An 18,332-nucleotide genomic window follows, 5' to 3' on the forward strand; every position below is an offset into this window, starting at 1 on the left:
GCTGTCAGTGGCTTTCCGGACGGGCAGCATACGTGCGCTCGGGCGGCTGCCAGTCCAGGACCCCGTCGAAGCTGCGCAGCATGACGCTGCCGCCGAACCGTCCGACGCCTGCGATCACCGTGTCGCGCACCATGACGCCGGCTCGGCTGCGCACGGTGGTGGCCCTGCCGGTCCGGACGGACCTGCGGACGACGTCCATCGTGCGGGGCAGTCGGTCGCGGGTGTACGCGGCGAGCGCGAGGCCGAGTTCGGCTTCGCCGGGGGTGTGGTGGGCGAGGACGACGGCGTCCTCGATGGCCTGGTTGCCGCCCTGTCCCAGGCTCGGGGGCATCGCGTGTGCGGCGTCGCCGAGCAGCGCGACGCGGCCGCGATGGTAGGCGGGCAGAGGTTGCTTCACGTACCGCACGTCGTTGCGGAGGACGTCCTCGGGGGCGGCGGCGTCCAGGATCGCCGGGATCGGCTGGTGCCAACCCCCGAACACCCGGCGCAGTTCGGCCAGTTCGGAGTCGGGGGCGCTGCCTCCCGCCGGCACGGCTGCGGCGGCGTACGCGTAGATCCGGCCGTCCTTGAGCGGCTGGCTGCCCCACAGCCGGCCGCGGCCCCAGGTCTCGTGCGGGGCGAACTCGCGCCCGGCCGAGGGGACCACGCAGCGCCAGGTGGTGAATCCCGCATACACGGTTCCCGGGTGGTCGGGGAACAGGGCCCGGCGCACCTGGGAGTTGATGCCGTCGGCGCCGACCACGAGGTCGGCCTGCTCCTCACCCGCGGTGGTGGTGACGGTGGCGGGGCGGGTGGTGCCACCCGGGTCGGTGAGTTCGGCCGGACTGTCGACGCGTACGGCGTCCTGCGGGAGTTCGGCGCGGAGCCGGTCGATGAGGGTGGCCCGGTGCAGCAGCACCAGGGTGCTCCCGAAGCGGCGGGCGGTGGCGGCACTGTCGGTACGGGCCAGCCAGCGGCCGCCCGGGGTGCGCAGCCCGCCGGGCCCCTGCCAGGCGGCGAGTTCGCGGACGGGATCGCCGAGGCCGATGACGTCGAGGGCGCGCTGCCCGTTGGGGGCGAGCGAGATGCCGGCGCCGACCGGTTCCAGAGATGCGGCGCGCTCCAGGACGGTGACCTGCCAGCCGCGCCGGTGCAGGGCCACCGCCGCGGTGAGCCCGCCGATGCCCCCGCCGATGATCAGTGCGCGTGCCATGACTCCTCCTGCTGGTCGCTCCGCGTGATGACCGCAATCCGGTTACTACAGGTGTAGTCACCCCATGGCGCCGACCATACTACAGCTGTAGTCGTCGTGGGTAGAGTGGCCGCCATGACCGAGAGCACACCGGGGCGTACCCGGGCCGAGAGGATCGCGGACGCCGCGCTCGCCCTGCTCGCCGATCGTGGCATGCGGGGCCTCACCCACCGGGCGGTGGACGCGGCGGCCGGACTGCCCGAGGGATCGACGTCCAACCAGGCACGCACCCGACTCGCGCTCCTCGAAGCCGCCGTGCGCCGGCTGGCCGAGCGCGAGAGCCAGGTCCTCGCGCCGCGCGAACTGCCGGATCCGGCCAAGGGGATCGACGCGTTCGCGGACAGCCTCGCACTGGCTCTGCACCGGTCCCTCGAGGGGCACCGCCCCCTGGTGGTGGCCCGCTACGAGCTGGCGCTCGAGGCGACGCGACGCCCCGAGCTGCGGCGGTACTACGACGAGGCCGGGCGGCAGTTCAGCGAACCGCTGCTCGCACTGCTGCGGGAGTCCGGTTCGGCGGATCCGGAACGGCATGCACTGCAGCTCGTCGCCTGGTGCGACGGGATGCTGTTCTGCTGCGTGGCCGGTTCCTTCCATGCGACGACGCCGTCGGTGGCTCAGCTGCGCGCAGGCTTCGGCGAGGTACTGCGCGGGATGCTGTCGGCCTGACGGCTCATGGTCCGCGGCGTGGGCCGATCCGCTCGGGCGGGCGCCGTTCACCGTGCGGGCGCCGCCGCGCAGTCAATCGTTCCGCGGCGTCCACCCGGCTCCGCACGGCTTCCACGGGCGGGTGACCGGCGTCACCCGCCCGGGCCAACCTCATCCCTTCCCTGCTCCAAGAGGCCCGGGACGGAGCAGAGTTGCCCGGATGCACCGAATGACCACAGCGGCGCTCCTCGTCACGGTGGCGGTCACCGCCGTCTCCGGATGCGTCTCCGTCGCACAGCCCTCGGTCCGGGAGTCCGGCTCCCCCACCGCCCCTCCGGTCGCGGCTCCGAGCGCGCAGCGGGGTTCGGCACCCAGGGCAGTCGAGGCGCCGGCGCGGGAGGCCCTGCGGCTGATGGGCCCGGCCCCGAGCAAGAGCACGGACACGGCGTCGCCCGCGCCGACGCCCGGGCAGGACGCAGGCCCGGCACCGACGGCGACTCCCGGAGACCCTCCCGGGGGCGGCCCACCGGGCCAGGGCAGGGCCCGGGCGCCCCGGCTTCCGGTGGGCGGCGACCTGCCCGCCCGTGTCCTGCCCACCCAGACGGCCATCGGCGCTGAACTCTGCAAGCTCGGACGGCAGTACGGCGGCTGGCCCCCGGACAGCCCACAGGCACGGATCTGCGAACGCGCGTCCCGCGGCTAGCGCCGGGACGGCAGTGCGTGAGGCCGTCCCGGGCGCGCATGACCGGGGCACCGCACAAGTGGCTGCCCGTCGATTCGGCCGAAGGGGGCACACCGGACTTCCCCGGGGCAGCGCGCGGCACCCGCTGCCGCTGGTTCGCGACCGCCGTTCACGTCGTACGGGCATGAAGGTGGTGAACCCCGGAGTTCTATGCGGGACGCGGATGTGGCGGTCCCAGCGGCCCGCCGGGTGACGATCCGCTGGACTGCAGTCGCCGTTCGAGACGCTCGACCGCGTTCCGGATGCCGTCGCCGTGTGCGTCGTCGACGAGGGAGCCGAAGGCTGCGCGGGAGGCCGTCAGGTGCACGCGGGCCTCGGTCTCCTTGCCGAGCTTGAGGTAGTCCGCCGCCAGGTTGACGTGCAGCGACGGGTAGAAGGCACGCAACGCCAGGGACTGGTGGTGCTCCTCCTCCGCCCGTGCTTCCGCGAGCCGCTCCGCCGCGGCCAGGGCCCTGAGGTCCCAGTCCAGTTCGTCGGCGGGGTCGTCCTGGGTGTCCGCCAAGTAGTGGGCGATCGTGCAGCGGTGCAGCGGGTCGCCGGCCTCTCCGACCTCCTCCCACAGCGCGAGGAAACGGTTGCGGGCCTCTTCGCGGTCCCCGGCACGATGCAGCATGACCGCCTGCCCGGCCCGGGCCATGACGGCATCCTTCGACGCCGGCTCCTGCTCTTCAGCCACGGCTTCCTCCATGTTCGCGATGCTTGGCCGTACGTCCGACCATGCCCCGGGACCGGTCGGTCCGCGAGACGTCACCCCGCGACCGGCACCCAAGCCGGGGACGCGACCCGCACCTTCCGGGCCGTCCACTTCCTGCCGCACGCGGTATCCCGGGCCGGCGAACCGGACGGACCGGCGGAGCGCCGTAGGGAGGAGCTCGCAGGGCCTCGATGAACCGGGCGAAGACCGGCGCCGGGCTCGGCGGGAGGGTCCGTCCGTTGTTGACGGACACCAGGCGCCCATACCGTTCTGTACGGGTCCCGTTGGCGATCTCCAGGCGGGCCGGGAGCCGGCGGCGCAGGTCGATGTCGTCCGTGCGGTCGCATACCTGGGCGTGGCGGGAGGTCAGGCCGTCGACGACGGGTGACTCCTCGGCGGAGTCCGCGAGCTGCCGTCGGTGAGGGCACGACCGGCCTGCCCGCGGACCGTTTCGGTGAGGTCGTGGTGCAGCCCGGTGGCGTCGCGCCGGGCACGTTGGGCCGCCTGATGCTCGGCCATCCGGCGCACCGCGGTACGCAAGTCCTGTTCCTGGGTGGGTTCGGCGAGTTCCGCCCGGGCGTCGACCTGCTCGGGCTCGGGGTCTTCCGGCAGCTCGGGCATGGTCGGGCGCAGCATCGCGACGAGGTCGGGATCGGCGTGCGGACCACCGAAGTGGCGTGGATGAACTCGTCGATGAGACGCCGGCGTTCGTCGTCGGAGAGCCGTGCGCGCTGGTGCGTGAGAGCCGTTTCCTTTGGAGCCGGACGCAGCCCTGCGCGCGGCATGCAGGAAACCTTCGGCGGTGCTTAAGAAATCCTCGATGGACCGCGGCATCCCCGTACGGAAGAGTCGGATGCGGCGGTGGACGACCGCCCTCCACCCACTCCACTCCCTTGGGCTCGCCCTGCCGTGGGAGCCCCACGAAGGAGCCGATCCGTTGAAGGCACTGGTCAAGGACAAGGCAGAACCGGGGCTGTGGCTGGCGGACGTCCCCGAACCGTCCGTCGGCACCTCGGACGTACTGATCAAGGTGCTGCGGACCGGGATCTGCGGCACGGATCTGCACATCCGGGCCTGGGACGGCTGGGCACGGTCGACGATCGGTACGCCGCTGGTCGTCGGCCACGAGTTCGTCGGCGAGGTCGTCGGGACTGGTCGCGGCGTGACCGGCATCGCCGTCGGTGACCTGGTCAGTGGCGAGGGCCACCTGGTGTGCGGGAGCTGCCGCAACTGTCTGGCCGGGCGCCGGCATCTGTGCCGCGCGACGGTGGGACTCGGCGTGGGCCGTGACGGCGCGTTCGCCGAATACGTCGCGCTGCCCGCGTCCAATGTGTGGGTGCACCGGGCGCCGGTGGACCTGGACGTCGCGGCGATCTTCGACCCGTTCGGCAACGCGGTGCACACGGCGCTCTCTTTCCCGCTGGTGGGCGAGGACGTGCTCATCACCGGCGCCGGTCCGATCGGCCTGATGGCTGCGGCGGTCGCCCAGCACGCGGGCGCCCGCAACGTGGTGATCACCGACGTCAGCGAGGAGCGCCTCGACCTCGCCCGCAAGGTGGGGGTCAGTCTGGCCCTCGACGTGTCCGGCGCCACGATCGCCGACGGCCAGCGTGAGCTCGGTCTGCGCGAGGGCTTCGACATCGGCCTGGAGATGTCCGGCAACCCGGTCGCGATGCGGGAGATGCTCGCCAACATGACGCACGGCGGCCGGATCGCCATGCTCGGCCTGCCGTCCGAGGAGTTCGCGGTCGACTGGGCCCGCATCGTGACCTCGATGATCACCGTCAAGGGCATCTACGGCCGAGAGATGTTCGAGACCTGGTACGCGATGTCCGTGCTTCTGGAGGGCGGCCTCGACCTGTCACCGGTGATCACCGGCCGCTACCCGTACACCGACTTCGAAGCGGCCTTCGACGACGCGGCGAGCGGCCGCGGCGGCAAGGTCATCCTGGACTGGAGCGCCTGACTCCGCCTGTCCGCGGCTCCCTGAACTCCCCTCCCCGAAGGACTTCTCCCATGCTCGACGACGTACGCGACGACATCCGCACCACCCTCGACGAGATCACCGCGGCCGGCCTGCACAAGCCCGAGCGGGTCATCGGCACTCCGCAGTCCGCGAGCGTCGAGGTCACGGCCGGCGGCCGCCCCGGCGAGGTACTCAACTTCTGCGCGAACAACTACCTCGGACTCGCCGATCACCCCGAGGTCGTCGCCGCCGGACACGCCGCGCTCGACCGCTGGGGATACGGCATGGCGTCCGTCCGCTTCATCTGCGGCACGCAGGAGGTCCACAAGGAGCTCGAGGCGCGGCTGTCCGCGTTCCTCGGCCAGGAGGACACGATCCTCTACTCGTCCTGCTTCGACGCCAACGGCGGTGTCTTCGAGACGCTGCTCGGCGCGGACGACGCGGTGATCTCCGACGCCCTCAACCACGCCTCGATCATCGACGGCATCCGGCTGAGCAAGGCCCGCCGGTTCCGCTACGCCAACCGTGACATGGCCGATCTCGAGGCCCAGTTGAAGGCCGCGGACGAAGCAGGTGCGCGACGCAAGCTGGTCGTCACGGACGGCGTCTTCTCGATGGACGGCTATCTGGCCCCGCTCGCGGACATCTGCGATCTGGCGGAGCGGTTCGGCGCGATGGTGATGGTCGACGACTCGCACGCCGTCGGCTTCGTCGGCCCCGGCGGGCGCGGCACTCCGGAGCTGCACGGTGTGATGGACCGTGTCGACATCATCACCGGGACGCTCGGCAAGGCCCTCGGGGGCGCCTCCGGCGGCTACGTCGCCGCCCGCGCCGAGATCGTCGCGCTCCTGCGTCAGCGCTCGCGCCCGTACCTCTTCTCCAACTCCCTCGCCCCGGTGATCGCGGCGGCCTCCCTGAAGGTGCTCGACCTGCTCGAATCGGCCGGCGACCTGCGGGAACGTCTCGCCCGGAACACAGAGCTCTTCCGCAGCCGTATGGCAGCCGAAGGATTCGACATCCTGCCCGGCGAGCACGCCATCGCGCCGGTCATGATCGGCGATGCGACGATCGCGGGCCGGATGGCCGAGCTGCTCCTGGAGCGCGGGGTGTACGTGATCGGCTTCTCGTATCCCGTGGTGCCGCAGGGCCAGGCCCGTATCCGCGTACAGCTCTCGGCCGCGCACTCCACCGAGGACGTGAACCGTGCCGTGGACGCCTTCGTCGAGGCCCGCGCGCACCTGGACGCGACGGGTTTGGCAGTATCGGAGGCATGATCGAGGCGCGGCGGCTGCACATCCTCCGGGCGGTGGCCGACCACAACACCGTGACGGCGGCCGCCGCCGCGCTCTATCTCACGCCCTCCGCGGTCTCCCAGCAGCTGGCGGCCCTGGAGCAGGAGACGGGTCACAAGCTGGTGGAACGGGGCGCACGCGGGGTCACCCTCACCGCCGCCGGCGAGATCCTGCTCACCCACACCAACTCCGTGCTCGCCCAGCTGGAGCGGGCCGAGGCGGAGCTGGCCGCGTACAGCACGGGCGAGGCCGGCACGGTGACGCTGGCCTCGTTCGCGACCGGCATCGGGCTCGTCGTCGGTCCGGCCCTGACACAGCTGGCCGTACGGGCACCGGGCATCCGGGTGCGGGTCCAGGACGCCGAGGGCGACGCCAGCCTGCCGATGCTCCTCGACCGGCGTATCGATGTCGCGGTCGCCGTCGAGTACCGGGGCGCCCCCGGCGCCGACGACGACCGGATCACCAGGGTGCCGCTCTACGCGGAGCCGTTCGACGCGGTGCTGCCGGTGGGGCACCGGCTCACGGACGCCGAGTGGGTGCCGCTCTCCGAGCTCGCGCGGGACACCTGGATCGGACCGTACCCGGGCAATCCCTGCCACGACGTGGTGGTCCTGGCCTGTGAACACGCCGGATTCTCGCCGCAGTTCGAGCACTCCTCCGACGATTTCCGGGCAGTGGTGGCACTCGCCTCGGCCGGCGCCGGGGTGGCGCTCGTCCCGCGTTCCGCACTGCACGGCATGGACCTCACGGCGGCCGCCGTGCGGCCGGTGGACGGCGCCGCCCCGGCCCGCAAGGTGTTCGCCGCGGTACGCCATGGGGCGGAGGCGCATCCGCTGATCAGGCCGGTCATCGACGCGCTGCGCGAAGCGGCCGTCGGCTGATCCGGCGGCAGCCGCCCGTCAGCTCGAGGCCAGGTCGGGGATCCGCCAGTCGATCGGGGTGTGTCCCTGTGCGGCGACCGCGGCATCGATCTGGGTGAACGGCCGGGAACCGAAGAACTTCCGTGCGGACAGCGGCGAGGGGTGAGCACCCTTGACCACCGCATGGCGCTCCGCATCGATCAGCGGCAGCTTCTTCTGTGCGTAGTTCCCCCACAGGACGAAGACCGCCGGGTCCGGACGCGCGGACACCGCCCGGATCACCGCATCGGTGAATCGCTCCCAGCCCTTGCCCTTGTGGGAGTTGGCCTCGGACGCGCGGACGGTGAGCACCGCGTTCAGCAGCAGGACGCCCTGCTCGGCCCAGGGCATCAGATAGCCGTTGTCCGGCACCGGGGTGCCGAGTTCGGCGTGCATCTCCTTGAAGATGTTCCGCAGCGACGGCGGCGTCCGCACCCCGGGACGTACCGAGAAGCACAGACCGTGCCCCTGGCCCTCGCCGTGGTAGGGGTCCTGGCCGAGGACGAGCACCTTGACCCGGTCGAACGGTGTGGCGTCCAGGGCGGCGAAAACTTCGGACGACGGCGGGTACACCGGTCCGTTCGCCCGCTCCTTCTCGACGAACTCGGTGAGCTCCGCGAAGTACGGCTGCCTCAGCTCGTCGCCGAGTGCGTCCTGCCAGGACGCGGGGAGCGCGGCGGTTCCGGTCACGTGAACAACCTCCGTGGTGCGGTGTCTCGACTTCCCCAAAACCTACCGTCGGCCACTGACACCGCACCGCCGACCATGCGCCTACCAGCTGGTCTTCCGGTGCAGTTCCCACATCTGCATGATCGTCGACGGGTCGAGCGCCCGCTCACCGCCCGCGATCTCCTCGCTCGCCGCCACGTACTGCTTGCCCTGCCACAGCGGCAGCAGCCGCGCGTCCTTCACCAGGATCTCCTGAGCGGCCTCGAACTCCCGGGCCACCGCACCGCGGTCGGGCTCCCTGCGGGACTGCGGCAGCAGATCGGCGATGATCTTCGGCGACGGGTAGGGCGTGCCGAGTGCGTTGTTCTCGCCCACGAAGGGCGCGATGAAGTTGTCCGCATCGGGGAAGTCGGGGAACCAGCCGCGGCCGAACACCGGATACTCGCCCGCCCGGTAGCCCTTCTCGTACGTCCTCCAGGGCCGGCCCTCGAGCTTGATGTCGAACAGCTTGGACGCCTCGAGCTGCCGCTCGATCTCCTCGAACTCGGTCCGCGTCACCGATCCGTAGCGGTCGGTGGTGTACCAGAGCGTGAGCGGTACCGGCTCGTTGATTCCGGCCTCGTCGAGGATGGCGCGGGCCTTGGCGGTGCTCGGCTTGCCGAAGGTGTCGAAGAAGCCCGTGGTGTGACCGGCGACGCCCTGCGGGACCATCGAGTACAGCGGCTCGACGGTGTCCTTGTAGACGTTGTGGGCGATCGCCCAGCGGTCGATGACCTGGGCGATCGCCTTGCGCACGGCGGGGTTCTTCGTCCACCGGTCCTTGGGGTTGAACACCAGGTAGCGCGTCTCGGTGCCGGCGCCCTCGATGAGCTGGATGCCCTTCTTGGAGTTCTGCGCGTCCAGATCGACGATGTCCTCGGAGGCCAGGCCTCGGAAGGTGACGTCGATGTCCTTCTTCTTGAGGGCGCCCGCCAGTTCGGCCGAGTCCTGGAAGTAGCGGATGGTGACCGCGTTGTTCTTGCGGTCCGCCGGTCCCTTGTACTTGTCGTTGCGTACGAGTTCGGAGGTGTCGTCCTCCTTGTACTCCTGCAGCACGTACGGGCCGGAGCCGGTGACCGCGCCGTCGTTGCGGAGCTTGCCCGCCGGATAGTCCTCCTCGTTGACCAGGGACATCGCGGGGGTGGCGAGGACGAACGGGAAGGTGGCGTCGGGCTTTTCGAGGTGGAAGGTGACTCCGCGCTCGCCCTCGACGGTGACCTTGTCCAGGCTGCCGAGCATGCCCTCGGGGCCGCCTGTGACGCCGATCTTCCTGATCCGGTCGATGGAGTGCTTGACGTCCTTGGCGTCCAGGCTGCTGCCGTCGGAGAACTGGAGGCCCTTGCGCAGTTCGCAGTGGTAGACCTGGTTGTTCTCGCCCCGGAACTCGCAGTGCTCCGCGGCGTCGGGCTCGGGCGTGGAGCTGCCGGTCGGGAAGCTGACGAGCGTCTGGTAGACGTTCCGGTACAGCTCCCAGGAACCGTCCCAGGCCGCGGCGGGATCGAGGGTGGAGGGGGCGCTCGTCGTTCCGACGACGATGGGCTCCTCGTCGTCGGAGCTCTGGGATTCGAGCAGGCCACAGCCCGCGACCAAGGATATGGACACAAGTGCCGCAGCCGTCTGCAGGCTTCGGGTCCGGTTGAACACGCGCACGCTCCTCGATCGGCCACGCTAGAGGTGGGCAGACGATACCGCAGTGCCCTGCCGGTCCAACCTTCAGGACCGGCAGGGCACTTGATATGCACAAACGTCGGCTGTGCGGCGTAGTTCGGCGGCTGTACCGTTCGTCAGCCGACGCCCGCATTGAGGAAGATGCCACCATCGACGACGAGTGTCTGGCCGGTGATCCAGTCCGCCTGCTCGGACGTCAGGAAGGCCGCGGCACCGCCGATGTCCTCGGGCACGCCGAGCCGGCCGAGCGGGTAGGAGGCGGCTGCCTCCTCCTCCCGCCCCTCGTACAGCGCCTGGGCGAACTTCGTCTTGACCACTGCGGGCGCGATGGAGTTGACCCGCACCTTCGGCGCGAACTCGTGGGCGAGCTGCAGCGTCAGATTGACCATGGCCGCCTTGCTCATGCCGTACGCGCCGATGAACGGCGAGGCGGAGACGCCGGCGACCGACGCGATGTTCACGATGGCGCCCCCGTTGGCGCTCTGCCATGCCTTCCAGGTCTGCTGGGCGAAGCCGAGCGCCGAGATGACGTTGGTCTCGAACACCTTGCGGGCCACGTTCAGATCCAGGTCGGCGATCGCGCCGAACACCGGGTTGGTGCCCGCGTTGTTGACCAGGAAGTCGACGCGTCCGAAGGTCTCCATGGTGCGTTCGACGGCCACCGCCTGGTGGGCCTCGTCGTGCGCCTTGCCGGCGACGCCGATGACCCGGTCCGGGCCGAGCTTGTCGACGGCTTCCTTGAGCGCGTCCTCGTTGCGTCCGGTGATGCACACGCGGTCGCCTCGGGCCACGAGGGCCTCGGCGATGCCGTAGCCGATGCCGCGGCTGGCGCCGGTGACCAGTGCGGTCTTGCCGCTGTCCTGCACAGTCATGATGCTGATTCCCTTGATCCTGGCGTCAGTTGAGCGGGCCGCCGGCCACGTACATGACCTGTCCGGAGACGAATCCGGCCGCCTCCCCGGTGAAGAAGGCGATCGCGTTGGCGATGTCGTCGGGCCGGCCGACGCGCTGGACGGGAATCTGGGTGGCGGCCGCGGCCTGGAAGTCCTCGAAGCCCATGCCGACACGGTCGGCGGTGGCCTTGGTCATCTCGGTGACGATGAAGCCCGGGGCGACGGAGTTGGCGGTGATGCCGAACTTGCCGAGTTCCTTGGCCAGGGTCTTGGTGAAGCCCTGCAGACCGGCCTTGGCGGCCGAGTAGTTGACCTGTCCGCGGTTGCCGAGGGCGGAAGAGCTGGAGAGGTTCACGATGCGGCCGAAGCCGGCGTCGACCATGTGCTTCTGACAGGCCTTGGACATCAGGAAGGCGCCGCGCAGGTGCACGTTCATGACGGTGTCCCAGTCGGACGCCTCCATCTTGAACAGCAGGTTGTCGCGGAGTACGCCGGCGTTGTTGACGAGGATCTGCGGGGCGCCGAGCTCGGCGGCGATACGGGCCACGGCGGCCTCGACCTGAGCCTCGTCGGACACGTCGCAGCCGACCGCGAGCGCTTTGCCGCCTGCGGCGGTGATGGTCTCCACGGTGTCCTTGCAGGCGCCCTCGTCGAGGTCGATCACGGCGACCGCGCGGCCCTCGGCGGCCAGCCGGATCGCGGTGGCCGCGCCAATGCCTCGTGCGGCTCCCGTGACTACGGCCACGCGCGCTTCAGTGGTGGACATCCTTGTTCTCCTCGCCCTCGATGCGGCTGCGCACCAGCGGCGCTCCGGTCTCAGTCATTCCCGGTGAGCGACCGCTTAGTACCTTCGGCAGTCGTGACGCTAGAAGCCCTGGCACCCGGTGTCAACGGCTCATCGGCTGCTGGAGCCCTGTGTCACGCACCACGTCCGAGCACCCACCCGCGTCCGCCGACCGCCCAAGACGCCAGGACCGGCCGCCCCGGACACGGACGCCTCTCAGTGGACGAGCAGCTCGAGGAGGCGCGCCACCTCGGCGGCCGGATCGGCGGTGAGACCGGTGTGCACGGGGCCGGGCTGCACGACGGTGGACCGCGGCGCGATCAGCCAGCGGAAGCGCCGGCCCGCGTCGTCGCCCGCTGCCTGTCCTGCCGCCTCGCCGCCGCAGCAGATCCCTTCGACCGCCCGCAGCGCCGCCCGTACGCCGACCACGTCCGCCTGCGTGTCGAGGGCCTTCAACTTGGCCTCGTCGAGGTGGGTGCGGGCGGCCACGAAGGACTTGGCCCGGCAGTAGACGACCACACCGGCGTTGAACTGCTCGCCGCGCTCGACCCGCGGCACCACCCGCAGCAGTGCGTACTCGAAGACGTCTCGCTCACTCATGCGCCGACACCGCCGGTGCGCGCGGTGCGCGGCCGCAGGTCGACCTGTTCGGTCAGCCAGCCCGGGGCGTTGGACGCCGGGCGTTCGGTGCGCGGGCCGAGCGTGATGCGGTCGGCCAGGCCTCGGACCCGGGCGAGCAGAACGTCGACGTAGGCGCGGCGCACGGCGTCGGGCCCCTCGAACCCCGGCTCGTCCTCCAGCCAGGCGTCGGGGACGTCCGCGGCGACCTCGGTGAGCAGTTCCTCGGTGACCAGGGGCGCGAGCGCCGTATCAGCGGCGTTCACGTCCGGGCCGAAGGAGGCGAGTGCGTGGTCCGCGGCGTCGTAGGGCTTCTCGGCCGCGGCGGCCGCGGAGCGCCAGTTGTGGTGCCAGATCATGCTGGCGCCGTGGTCGATCAGCCACAGATCGCCGTGCCAGACCAGCAGGTTGGGGTTGCGCCAGGACCGGTCCACGTTGTTCACCAGGGCGTCGAACCAGACGACACGGCCCGCCTCCGCCGACGTCACCGCGTAGGCCAGCGGGTCGAAGCCGATGGATCCCGGCAGGAAGTCCATCCCGAGGTTCAGACCGCCGCTGGCCTTCAGGAGCTCCTGCACCTCCTGGTCCGGCTCGGACCGTCCGATCACCGGGTCGAGGTGCATCCGGACGAGGTCCGGCACCCGCAGACCGATCCGCCGGGCCAGCTGCCCGCAGATGATCTCGGCCACCAGGGTCTTCCGGCCCTGCCCTGCCCCGGTGAACTTCATGACATACGTGCCGAGGTCGTCGGCCTCGACGATCCCGGGGAGCGAGCCGCCTTCACGCAAGGGCGTGACGTAGCGGGTCGCGGTGACTTCGGTGAGCATTGCGCCAGGTTATCCAACTCCTCACCCTTGCAATCGAAGCCTCAGCCGGCGCGAGCGCCACCGACGACGCGGCCCCGATCGCCCTGGGGAGAATCTGGAGAGTTTCGCCTGCCACTCCACTTCCCGCGCTCGCCGAGCGTCCCGGCCAGGGCGGTACGCCCCTGGCTCCCGGCCTCCGGTATGCAGTGCGCGTGGTGACCGAGTGTGCTGACGGGCGAGGAGAGCCCGAGCTCTCGAAGGAGAGCAACGACCGCCTCTCCCGCCACCATGGGAGACGTCCCTCGTCGTATGCGGCGCGCTCGCGAGTTCGAGCGGCTCGCGAGTTCGAGCGGCTCGCGCCGTTCTCCTGCGACGAGGACTGAATCGAAGTCGGGGCACCAAGACGACAGAGCGGGGCAACGAAGTGGGTTCAGCACACCGCCTTCTGCTGGCGGGAGGGGCGGGTGCAGGGAAGTCCACCCTCGCCCGAAGCCTCGCAGCACACTGCGCGACCGGCGTGACGGTCGTGCATCTGGACGACTACTTCTACCGCGATCCCGGCCTCGCGCCGACCGTCCCGTCCACCGGCGTCCCCGGCACACGGATCGTCGACTTCAGCGACCCCCGGTCCATCGACACCGGCCGGCTCTGCGAAGCGCTGGCCCGGCACAGTGAGACGGACCTTCTGGTCGTGGAAGGGACGTTCGCGCTCGCGCTGCCCGAACTGCACCGGCAGGCGGCGGTGCGCGCGTACGTCGATGTCCCGCCCGACATCCGCCTCGCACGAAAGGTACTCCGTAAACTCGAAGACGCGGCCGCGGATCCACAGGCGTCAGTGCGGGGTTATCTAGCGCGCGGCCGACAGGCGCACGCCGAGCACGTCGAACCCACGCGCGCCCGCGCAGACATCGTCCTCGACGGCACTCGGAGCCCCCAAGCGCTCGTCGAGGACCTCGCGACGTTCATAGACCTGCGTGGACCACGCCCCCCGCTCAGGCCGGCCCGGAAGGCGAGGGACACCAGCGGCGACGGGCTTCGCCCGACGTGACCACCGGACGGCCTTGTTTGTTCACGCAGCCCGAACTTCGTCCGCGCGACCTCGTCGTGCCGTCCTGAGGTCGCGCAGATCGGGCCACGAGTTGCCCAACGGTTCCACGCTGCCGAACTTGAGGTCGACGTACTGGTGTGACGGCTGCGTCGCGTGGCCGACCTGTCTGCCGACGCCTCCGCGCCTCCGCAGCCATCGGCGTCCCCGTGCTCACCGCCGCACGCGGTGCTGCACGGTGCCTCCCGATGCCCGTCCAGTTACACGCCCCCGCCGAGCACCTCGGTAACCGGGAATGGGCAAGTTGAGGTGACCAGGACGGCATTCGGAATCCCAGGAGGCGTTGTCTCCGGCGTCGCTTTGAGAACGATCACTTGCTTCAGGGGCTTCCCTCGGCAGGCGGTGATGCTCGCCCGTTCTCCCGGGCACGCGCCTCCTCCGCCAGCGCCTGCCCGAAGCCGCTGGATGCGCCGCTTCGGGTGTCTCGTCGCGTGTTTCGTCAGCGCCGCCTCCACGCGCACGCTCTGGATACCCGCGGCTCTGTGTCTGAGCGGCCGCCGCAGCAGTCCGCATACTCTTTGCTACTCGCAAGCACCCACTGGCCGGTGAGGTCAAGCATGGCTTCGGCAGCGGGTCGCCCGCCGGCTGCAACGTCGAAGGCCGCCGCGTTGACCCACCCCTGGTGACCGGGATGCCGGGGCGGTGCAGGGGATCAACCAAAGTAGACAGGTGCGGCCGACTTTCCGGGACTGCGCGGGCGTGCGGGAGCGCATTAGCGTCGGGAGACATGAACGGGGACCGGAGCACGGAGGGTGCACTCGTGGCAGAGGGCGAGTACAAGGGCAGCAGCGCCGAGGAGCTGGCGGCCAAGAAGCGCGGGGACCGGATCGCGGCCGGGGTGGATCAGAGCGTGTTGTTCCCCCGGCGGGGTTCCGTGCTGATGACGGCGGGCCGGCTGGTGCTGACCGACTGGGGCGGTTCCGGAGACTTGACACTCCGACCGGGCCAAGTGGTCGGCGTGGAGAGGAAGTTCACCGATCTGTACGGCCGGTTCGTCGGCGGGCTGCTCGACTCGGGCAAGCCACTCATCCTGGAGACCACCGCGGCGGGGAAGATCTATCTCCTGGTGAACCACAAGACGTTCATGGAGACGACCGACAACAAGAAGTGGGAGAAGTTGATCAACCAGTGGCGTGCGGGCGGCCGTTGAGGACGCCACGGGATCTCCTCGTCGACTCGGCGGGAGTGATCCTGGCGGCCGTGATCGGCCTGGTCGCGGGGTGGTCGCGGCTCGCCGCGGTCGGATACGGGCCGCGCGGCGCACTGGACTTCGCGGCGGGCGCGCTGTGCTGCCTGGCCCTGGTGTGGCGGCGCCGGTGGCCGGTCGGTGTCGCGGTCGTGACCACGCTCGTTTCGGCCGTCACGGTCACACCGGCGGGCGCCGCGCTGGTGGCGACGTTCTCGCTCGCGGTGCACCGGCCGCTTCCGGTGGTGACCCGGGTGGCGATGGCGGGCGTTGCCGGCGGCGTGGTGAGCGCGCTGCTCTATCCGAGCCCCTATCTGTCCGCGGAGGCCAACGGGGCGATCAGTCTGGTGTTCTCCGCCATGGCCACCGCCCTCGTGGTCGGCTGGGGACGCCTCGTACGGGCCCGTCGTGAGGTACTCGCGGCTCTGTCCGAGCGGGTACGTCGCGCCGAGTTCGACAAGGAGGCGAGGATCGCGGCGGCGCGGCGGGCCGAACGGGACTGGCTGGCGCGGGAGATGCACGACGTGCTCGCCCATCGCATGTCGCTGCTCAGCGTGCACGCGGGAGCGCTCGAGTTCCGGCCGGACGCCTCGCCCGAGGAGATCGCACGGGGCGCGGGGGTGATCAGAGCGGCCACCCACCAGATGCTCACCGACTTGCGGGCCGTGGTCGGGGTGCTGCGCGAGAACGCCGAGGACGGGGCCGTACGCGGCGGCACCCTGGAGGATGTCGCCCCGCCCCAGCCGGTGTTGGCGGATCTGCCGCAACTGGTAGCCGAAGCGCGCGAGGCCGGCGACCGCGTGGCGGCGGCCGTCGACCTGCCCGGCGACCCGCAGGCCCCGTCGATGACCTCGGCCGCCGTGTACCGGATCGTCCAGGAGGCGCTGACCAACGCCCGTAAGCACGCACCCGGCGAACCCGTATCCCTCGACGTGACCGGCGCCCCCGGCGACGGCGTCCTGGTGACGGTCAGCCAGCCGCTCGCCCCACAACCGGCGCCGCCCATCACGCCGGGCGGTGGCCTCGGCCTGGTCGGGCTTGCGGAGCGGGCCACTCTGGCCGGCGGTACTCTCGACCACGGAGCCGTCGACGGCCGGTACCGTCTGACGGCCTGGCTTCCCTGGGAGTCTGGATGATCAAGCTGGTCCTCGTGGACGACGAATGGCTGGTCCGGGCCGGTCTGACCACCATGCTGTCCGGCTTCGAGGACCTGACCGTCGTGGGTGAGGCGGCCGACGGCCACACCGCCGTCGAGGTCGTCTCCCGTACGCGTCCCGACGTGGTCCTGATGGACGTCCGCATGCCCCGCGTCGACGGCCTGACCGCCACCGCGGCCCTGCGCTCCGCGCCCGCGCCTCCCGCACCGCCCGAGGTCGTCATGCTGACCACGTTCGGCGCCGACCATCTGGTGCTCGGCGCGCTGCGCGCGGGAGCCGCCGGGTTTCTGCTGAAGGACACTCCGCCGGCGCAGCTCGTGGAGGGGATCAGAGCGGTCGCCGCCGGGGATCCGATCCTCTCCCCCGCGGTGACCCGAGGGCTCATCGATCGTGCCCTCGACGACTCGGGGGAACGCCGGGACGACAGCCGCCGCCGGCTCGCAGTCCTCGCGCCGGGCGAGCGGCGGGTCGCCGAGGCGATCGGCACCGGGGCGTCCAACGTGGAGATCGCCGCCGACCTCCACATGACGGTCGCCACCGTGAAGACGTACACCTCGCGCATCCTCACCAAGCTCGACTACAACAACCGGGTGCAGATCGCGCTGTTGGTGCACGACTCGCACTGAGCGCTGCGCGCTGCCGTCGGTTCACGAAGCGGTCCACCGTCCACGATCCGGTCGTCGTTCACGTCTCGGTCCGATCGCCGTTCACGGTCCGATCGCCGTTCACGATGCGGTCGTTCGCTCACGGCGTGCGCGGCGCCGCCGCGCGTAGGCCACCGTGACGAGCGCGAGGACCGGGCCCGGGCGAGCAGGGCGGGCAGGCACGGGACGTCGCCCAGTACGCGGTTCCGTCCGGGGCCCACGGGGTCGCCCCTGCCGTCCGTGCCGTTCCGGCTCCAGGCGCCGAGGACGGCGACCGCGGTGAGGGCGCCGCCCGAGCGGCCCGACCGATCGGGCGAGGCGCGACGGAGGCGGACCCGGAGTACACCTGGAGAACGGTCGGTCGGGCTGGCGCGACCGACCGGACCAGCCGTTCGCGTACCGGGACGCGAGGACGTCATGGCTGTAGTCCCGTGCGCCGGCGGGGAGTTGGGGTGTGTGACCCGAGATGCCCGCGATCGAGGCCTGGCTCGTCGAGCGCGAGCTTCCTGCAGTTCAGGCTCCCAGAAACGTCCGAGCGCCAAGGTCCCTTCCGCCGCCGACCGCGCGCCTCACGCGGATCCGTTCAGTGGCGGCGGGCCGGCGGGTCATTCCCCGCTGCTCGCCGTCCGCTCCATCGTCGTACGGGAGTCGTCGAGGTAGTCGCGCAGCTGGCGTTCGGCCAGGTCCGCGTCGCCGGTGCGGAGGGTCTCCAGCAGGGTCCTGTTCAGCCCCAGGTAGGGGATGTGCAGGGCGCGCGGGTCGTCGACACAGTGAAAGGCCAGGCGCAGCTCGGCCAGCACGCTGCGCATCGTCTCGTCGATCCTGCGGATGCCGGCAAGGGCTATCAGTTCGCGGTGGAAGTGGAAGTTCGCCGCGCCCAGCGCCGCCCAGTCCTGTGCCGCCACTGCCTTGTCGCCGTCGTCGGCGGCCGCGGCGAGCCCTTCGAGGGCGAAGGGCGGATCGCCCAGGCAACGCAGGACCGCGCACTCCACCAGCATGCGCATCCGGTAGATATCGGCGATGTCCGCACTGCTGGGACGGCGCACGAAGACACCCCGGTTGAGCTCATGCGCGAGCAGACGCTCATGAGTGAGCAGACGGAATGCCTCGCGGACGGTGTTGCGCGAGACGCCGAGGGCGGTGCAGATCTCGTCCTCGGAAAGTTTCTCGCCTGGTTTGAACCGCCCCTCACCGATGCGCGTACGCAGCAGATCAGTTACCCGTTCCGTGATGCTCGAGCGCCCCAACAGGTCTTTGTCACGGGCCAGTTGATCCATGCCTGGACTCATCAGAT

General features: G+C 70.8%; 19 protein-coding genes. 9 read left to right on the top strand and 10 right to left on the bottom strand.

The window, feature by feature from the left end:
• Window positions 1-4: 4 nt before the first annotated feature.
• Window positions 5-1,192, bottom strand: coding sequence for an FAD-dependent monooxygenase (locus DSC45_RS22175; RefSeq protein WP_119293650.1), 1,188 nt, complete (start codon window positions 1,190-1,192; stop codon window positions 5-7).
• A 114-nt stretch (window positions 1,193-1,306) separates the two neighbouring features.
• Here DSC45_RS22175 and DSC45_RS22180 point away from each other — a divergent pair, with 114 nt between their 5' ends.
• Together DSC45_RS22180 and DSC45_RS22185 are read left to right on the top strand one after the other, a co-directional pair.
• A complete protein-coding gene (locus tag DSC45_RS22180) occupies window positions 1,307-1,897 on the top strand; it encodes a TetR/AcrR family transcriptional regulator (protein ID WP_119293726.1) in 591 nt (196 codons plus the stop codon).
• Between the two features lie 199 nt (window positions 1,898-2,096).
• Window positions 2,097-2,579 carry a hypothetical protein gene (locus DSC45_RS22185; RefSeq protein ID WP_119293651.1) on the top strand — a complete coding sequence of 161 codons (483 nt, stop codon included), beginning with the start codon at window positions 2,097-2,099 and terminating at the stop codon, window positions 2,577-2,579.
• Window positions 2,580-2,766: 187 nt separating this feature from the next.
• On the opposite strand, the gene DSC45_RS22190 is transcribed toward DSC45_RS22185, so the two are convergent.
• Together DSC45_RS22190 and DSC45_RS22195 are read right to left on the bottom strand one after the other, a co-directional pair.
• Entirely contained in the window at window positions 2,767-3,294 is a 528-nt protein-coding gene (locus tag DSC45_RS22190) for a hypothetical protein (protein ID WP_119293652.1), read from the bottom strand.
• A 384-nt stretch (window positions 3,295-3,678) separates the two neighbouring features.
• The gene (locus DSC45_RS22195) at window positions 3,679-3,933 is read right to left on the bottom strand and encodes a hypothetical protein (RefSeq protein ID WP_205571391.1); all 255 of its coding nucleotides are present in this window, start codon (window positions 3,931-3,933) and stop codon (window positions 3,679-3,681) included.
• A 316-nt stretch (window positions 3,934-4,249) separates the two neighbouring features.
• Here DSC45_RS22195 and tdh point away from each other — a divergent pair, with 316 nt between their 5' ends.
• The 3 genes from tdh to DSC45_RS22210 are packed head-to-tail and all read left to right on the top strand — an operon-like array spanning window position 4,250 to window position 7,451.
• Window positions 4,250-5,278, top strand: coding sequence for an L-threonine 3-dehydrogenase (tdh, locus tag DSC45_RS22200; protein WP_119293654.1), 1,029 nt, complete (start codon window positions 4,250-4,252; stop codon window positions 5,276-5,278).
• A 50-nt stretch (window positions 5,279-5,328) separates the two neighbouring features.
• Entirely contained in the window at window positions 5,329-6,552 is a 1,224-nt protein-coding gene (locus DSC45_RS22205) for a glycine C-acetyltransferase (RefSeq protein WP_119293655.1), read from the top strand.
• Complete coding sequence (locus DSC45_RS22210; RefSeq protein WP_119293656.1) at window positions 6,549-7,451, top strand: LysR family transcriptional regulator; 903 nt, start codon at window positions 6,549-6,551, stop codon at window positions 7,449-7,451. The genes DSC45_RS22205 and DSC45_RS22210 overlap by 4 nt, the downstream gene beginning before the upstream one ends.
• Before the next feature lie 18 nt (window positions 7,452-7,469).
• Here DSC45_RS22210 and ung read toward each other — a convergent pair whose 3' ends face one another.
• The 6 genes from ung to DSC45_RS22240 form a co-directional block, all read right to left on the bottom strand.
• Complete coding sequence (gene ung, locus DSC45_RS22215) at window positions 7,470-8,159, bottom strand: uracil-DNA glycosylase (protein WP_119293657.1); 690 nt, start codon at window positions 8,157-8,159, stop codon at window positions 7,470-7,472.
• 81 nt (window positions 8,160-8,240) lie between these two features.
• Window positions 8,241-9,821, bottom strand: coding sequence for an ABC transporter substrate-binding protein (locus DSC45_RS22220; protein WP_119293658.1), 1,581 nt, complete (start codon window positions 9,819-9,821; stop codon window positions 8,241-8,243).
• 140 nt (window positions 9,822-9,961) lie between these two features.
• Window positions 9,962-10,717: an SDR family oxidoreductase gene (locus DSC45_RS22225; RefSeq protein ID WP_119293659.1), complete on the bottom strand. Its 756-nt coding sequence runs from the start codon at window positions 10,715-10,717 to the stop codon at window positions 9,962-9,964.
• A 25-nt stretch (window positions 10,718-10,742) separates the two neighbouring features.
• Window positions 10,743-11,504 carry a 3-oxoacyl-ACP reductase FabG gene (gene fabG / locus DSC45_RS22230; RefSeq protein ID WP_119293660.1) on the bottom strand — a complete coding sequence of 254 codons (762 nt, stop codon included), beginning with the start codon at window positions 11,502-11,504 and terminating at the stop codon, window positions 10,743-10,745.
• A 234-nt stretch (window positions 11,505-11,738) separates the two neighbouring features.
• A complete protein-coding gene (locus DSC45_RS22235) occupies window positions 11,739-12,122 on the bottom strand; it encodes a DUF3037 domain-containing protein (protein ID WP_119293661.1) in 384 nt (127 codons plus the stop codon).
• Window positions 12,119-12,967, bottom strand: coding sequence for a HipA family kinase (locus DSC45_RS22240; RefSeq protein ID WP_119293662.1), 849 nt, complete (start codon window positions 12,965-12,967; stop codon window positions 12,119-12,121). The genes DSC45_RS22235 and DSC45_RS22240 overlap by 4 nt, the downstream gene beginning before the upstream one ends.
• Before the next feature lie 496 nt (window positions 12,968-13,463).
• Here DSC45_RS22240 and DSC45_RS22250 point away from each other — a divergent pair, with 496 nt between their 5' ends.
• The 4 genes from DSC45_RS22250 (at window position 13,464) to DSC45_RS22265 (ending at window position 17,020) form a co-directional block, all read left to right on the top strand.
• Complete coding sequence (locus tag DSC45_RS22250; protein ID WP_346426670.1) at window positions 13,464-13,994, top strand: uridine kinase family protein; 531 nt, start codon at window positions 13,464-13,466, stop codon at window positions 13,992-13,994.
• A 784-nt stretch (window positions 13,995-14,778) separates the two neighbouring features.
• Entirely contained in the window at window positions 14,779-15,201 is a 423-nt protein-coding gene (locus DSC45_RS22255; protein ID WP_119293665.1) for a hypothetical protein, read from the top strand.
• Window positions 15,198-16,373, top strand: a complete 1,176-nt coding sequence (locus DSC45_RS22260) for a sensor histidine kinase (protein WP_240434773.1) — start codon at window positions 15,198-15,200, stop codon at window positions 16,371-16,373. Before DSC45_RS22255 ends, DSC45_RS22260 begins: the two co-directional genes overlap by 4 nt.
• Window positions 16,370-17,020: a response regulator transcription factor gene (locus DSC45_RS22265; RefSeq protein WP_119293667.1), complete on the top strand. Its 651-nt coding sequence runs from the start codon at window positions 16,370-16,372 to the stop codon at window positions 17,018-17,020. The genes DSC45_RS22260 and DSC45_RS22265 overlap by 4 nt, the downstream gene beginning before the upstream one ends.
• A 623-nt stretch (window positions 17,021-17,643) precedes the next feature.
• Here the strand turns inward: DSC45_RS22265 and DSC45_RS22270 are convergent.
• Window positions 17,644-18,327 carry a GntR family transcriptional regulator gene (locus DSC45_RS22270; RefSeq protein WP_119293668.1) on the bottom strand — a complete coding sequence of 228 codons (684 nt, stop codon included), beginning with the start codon at window positions 18,325-18,327 and terminating at the stop codon, window positions 17,644-17,646.
• Between the last annotated feature and the right edge of the window lie 5 nt (window positions 18,328-18,332).

This window comes from Streptomyces sp. YIM 130001 (assembly GCF_003574445.1).
Taxonomy (GTDB): domain Bacteria; phylum Actinomycetota; class Actinomycetes; order Streptomycetales; family Streptomycetaceae; genus Streptomyces.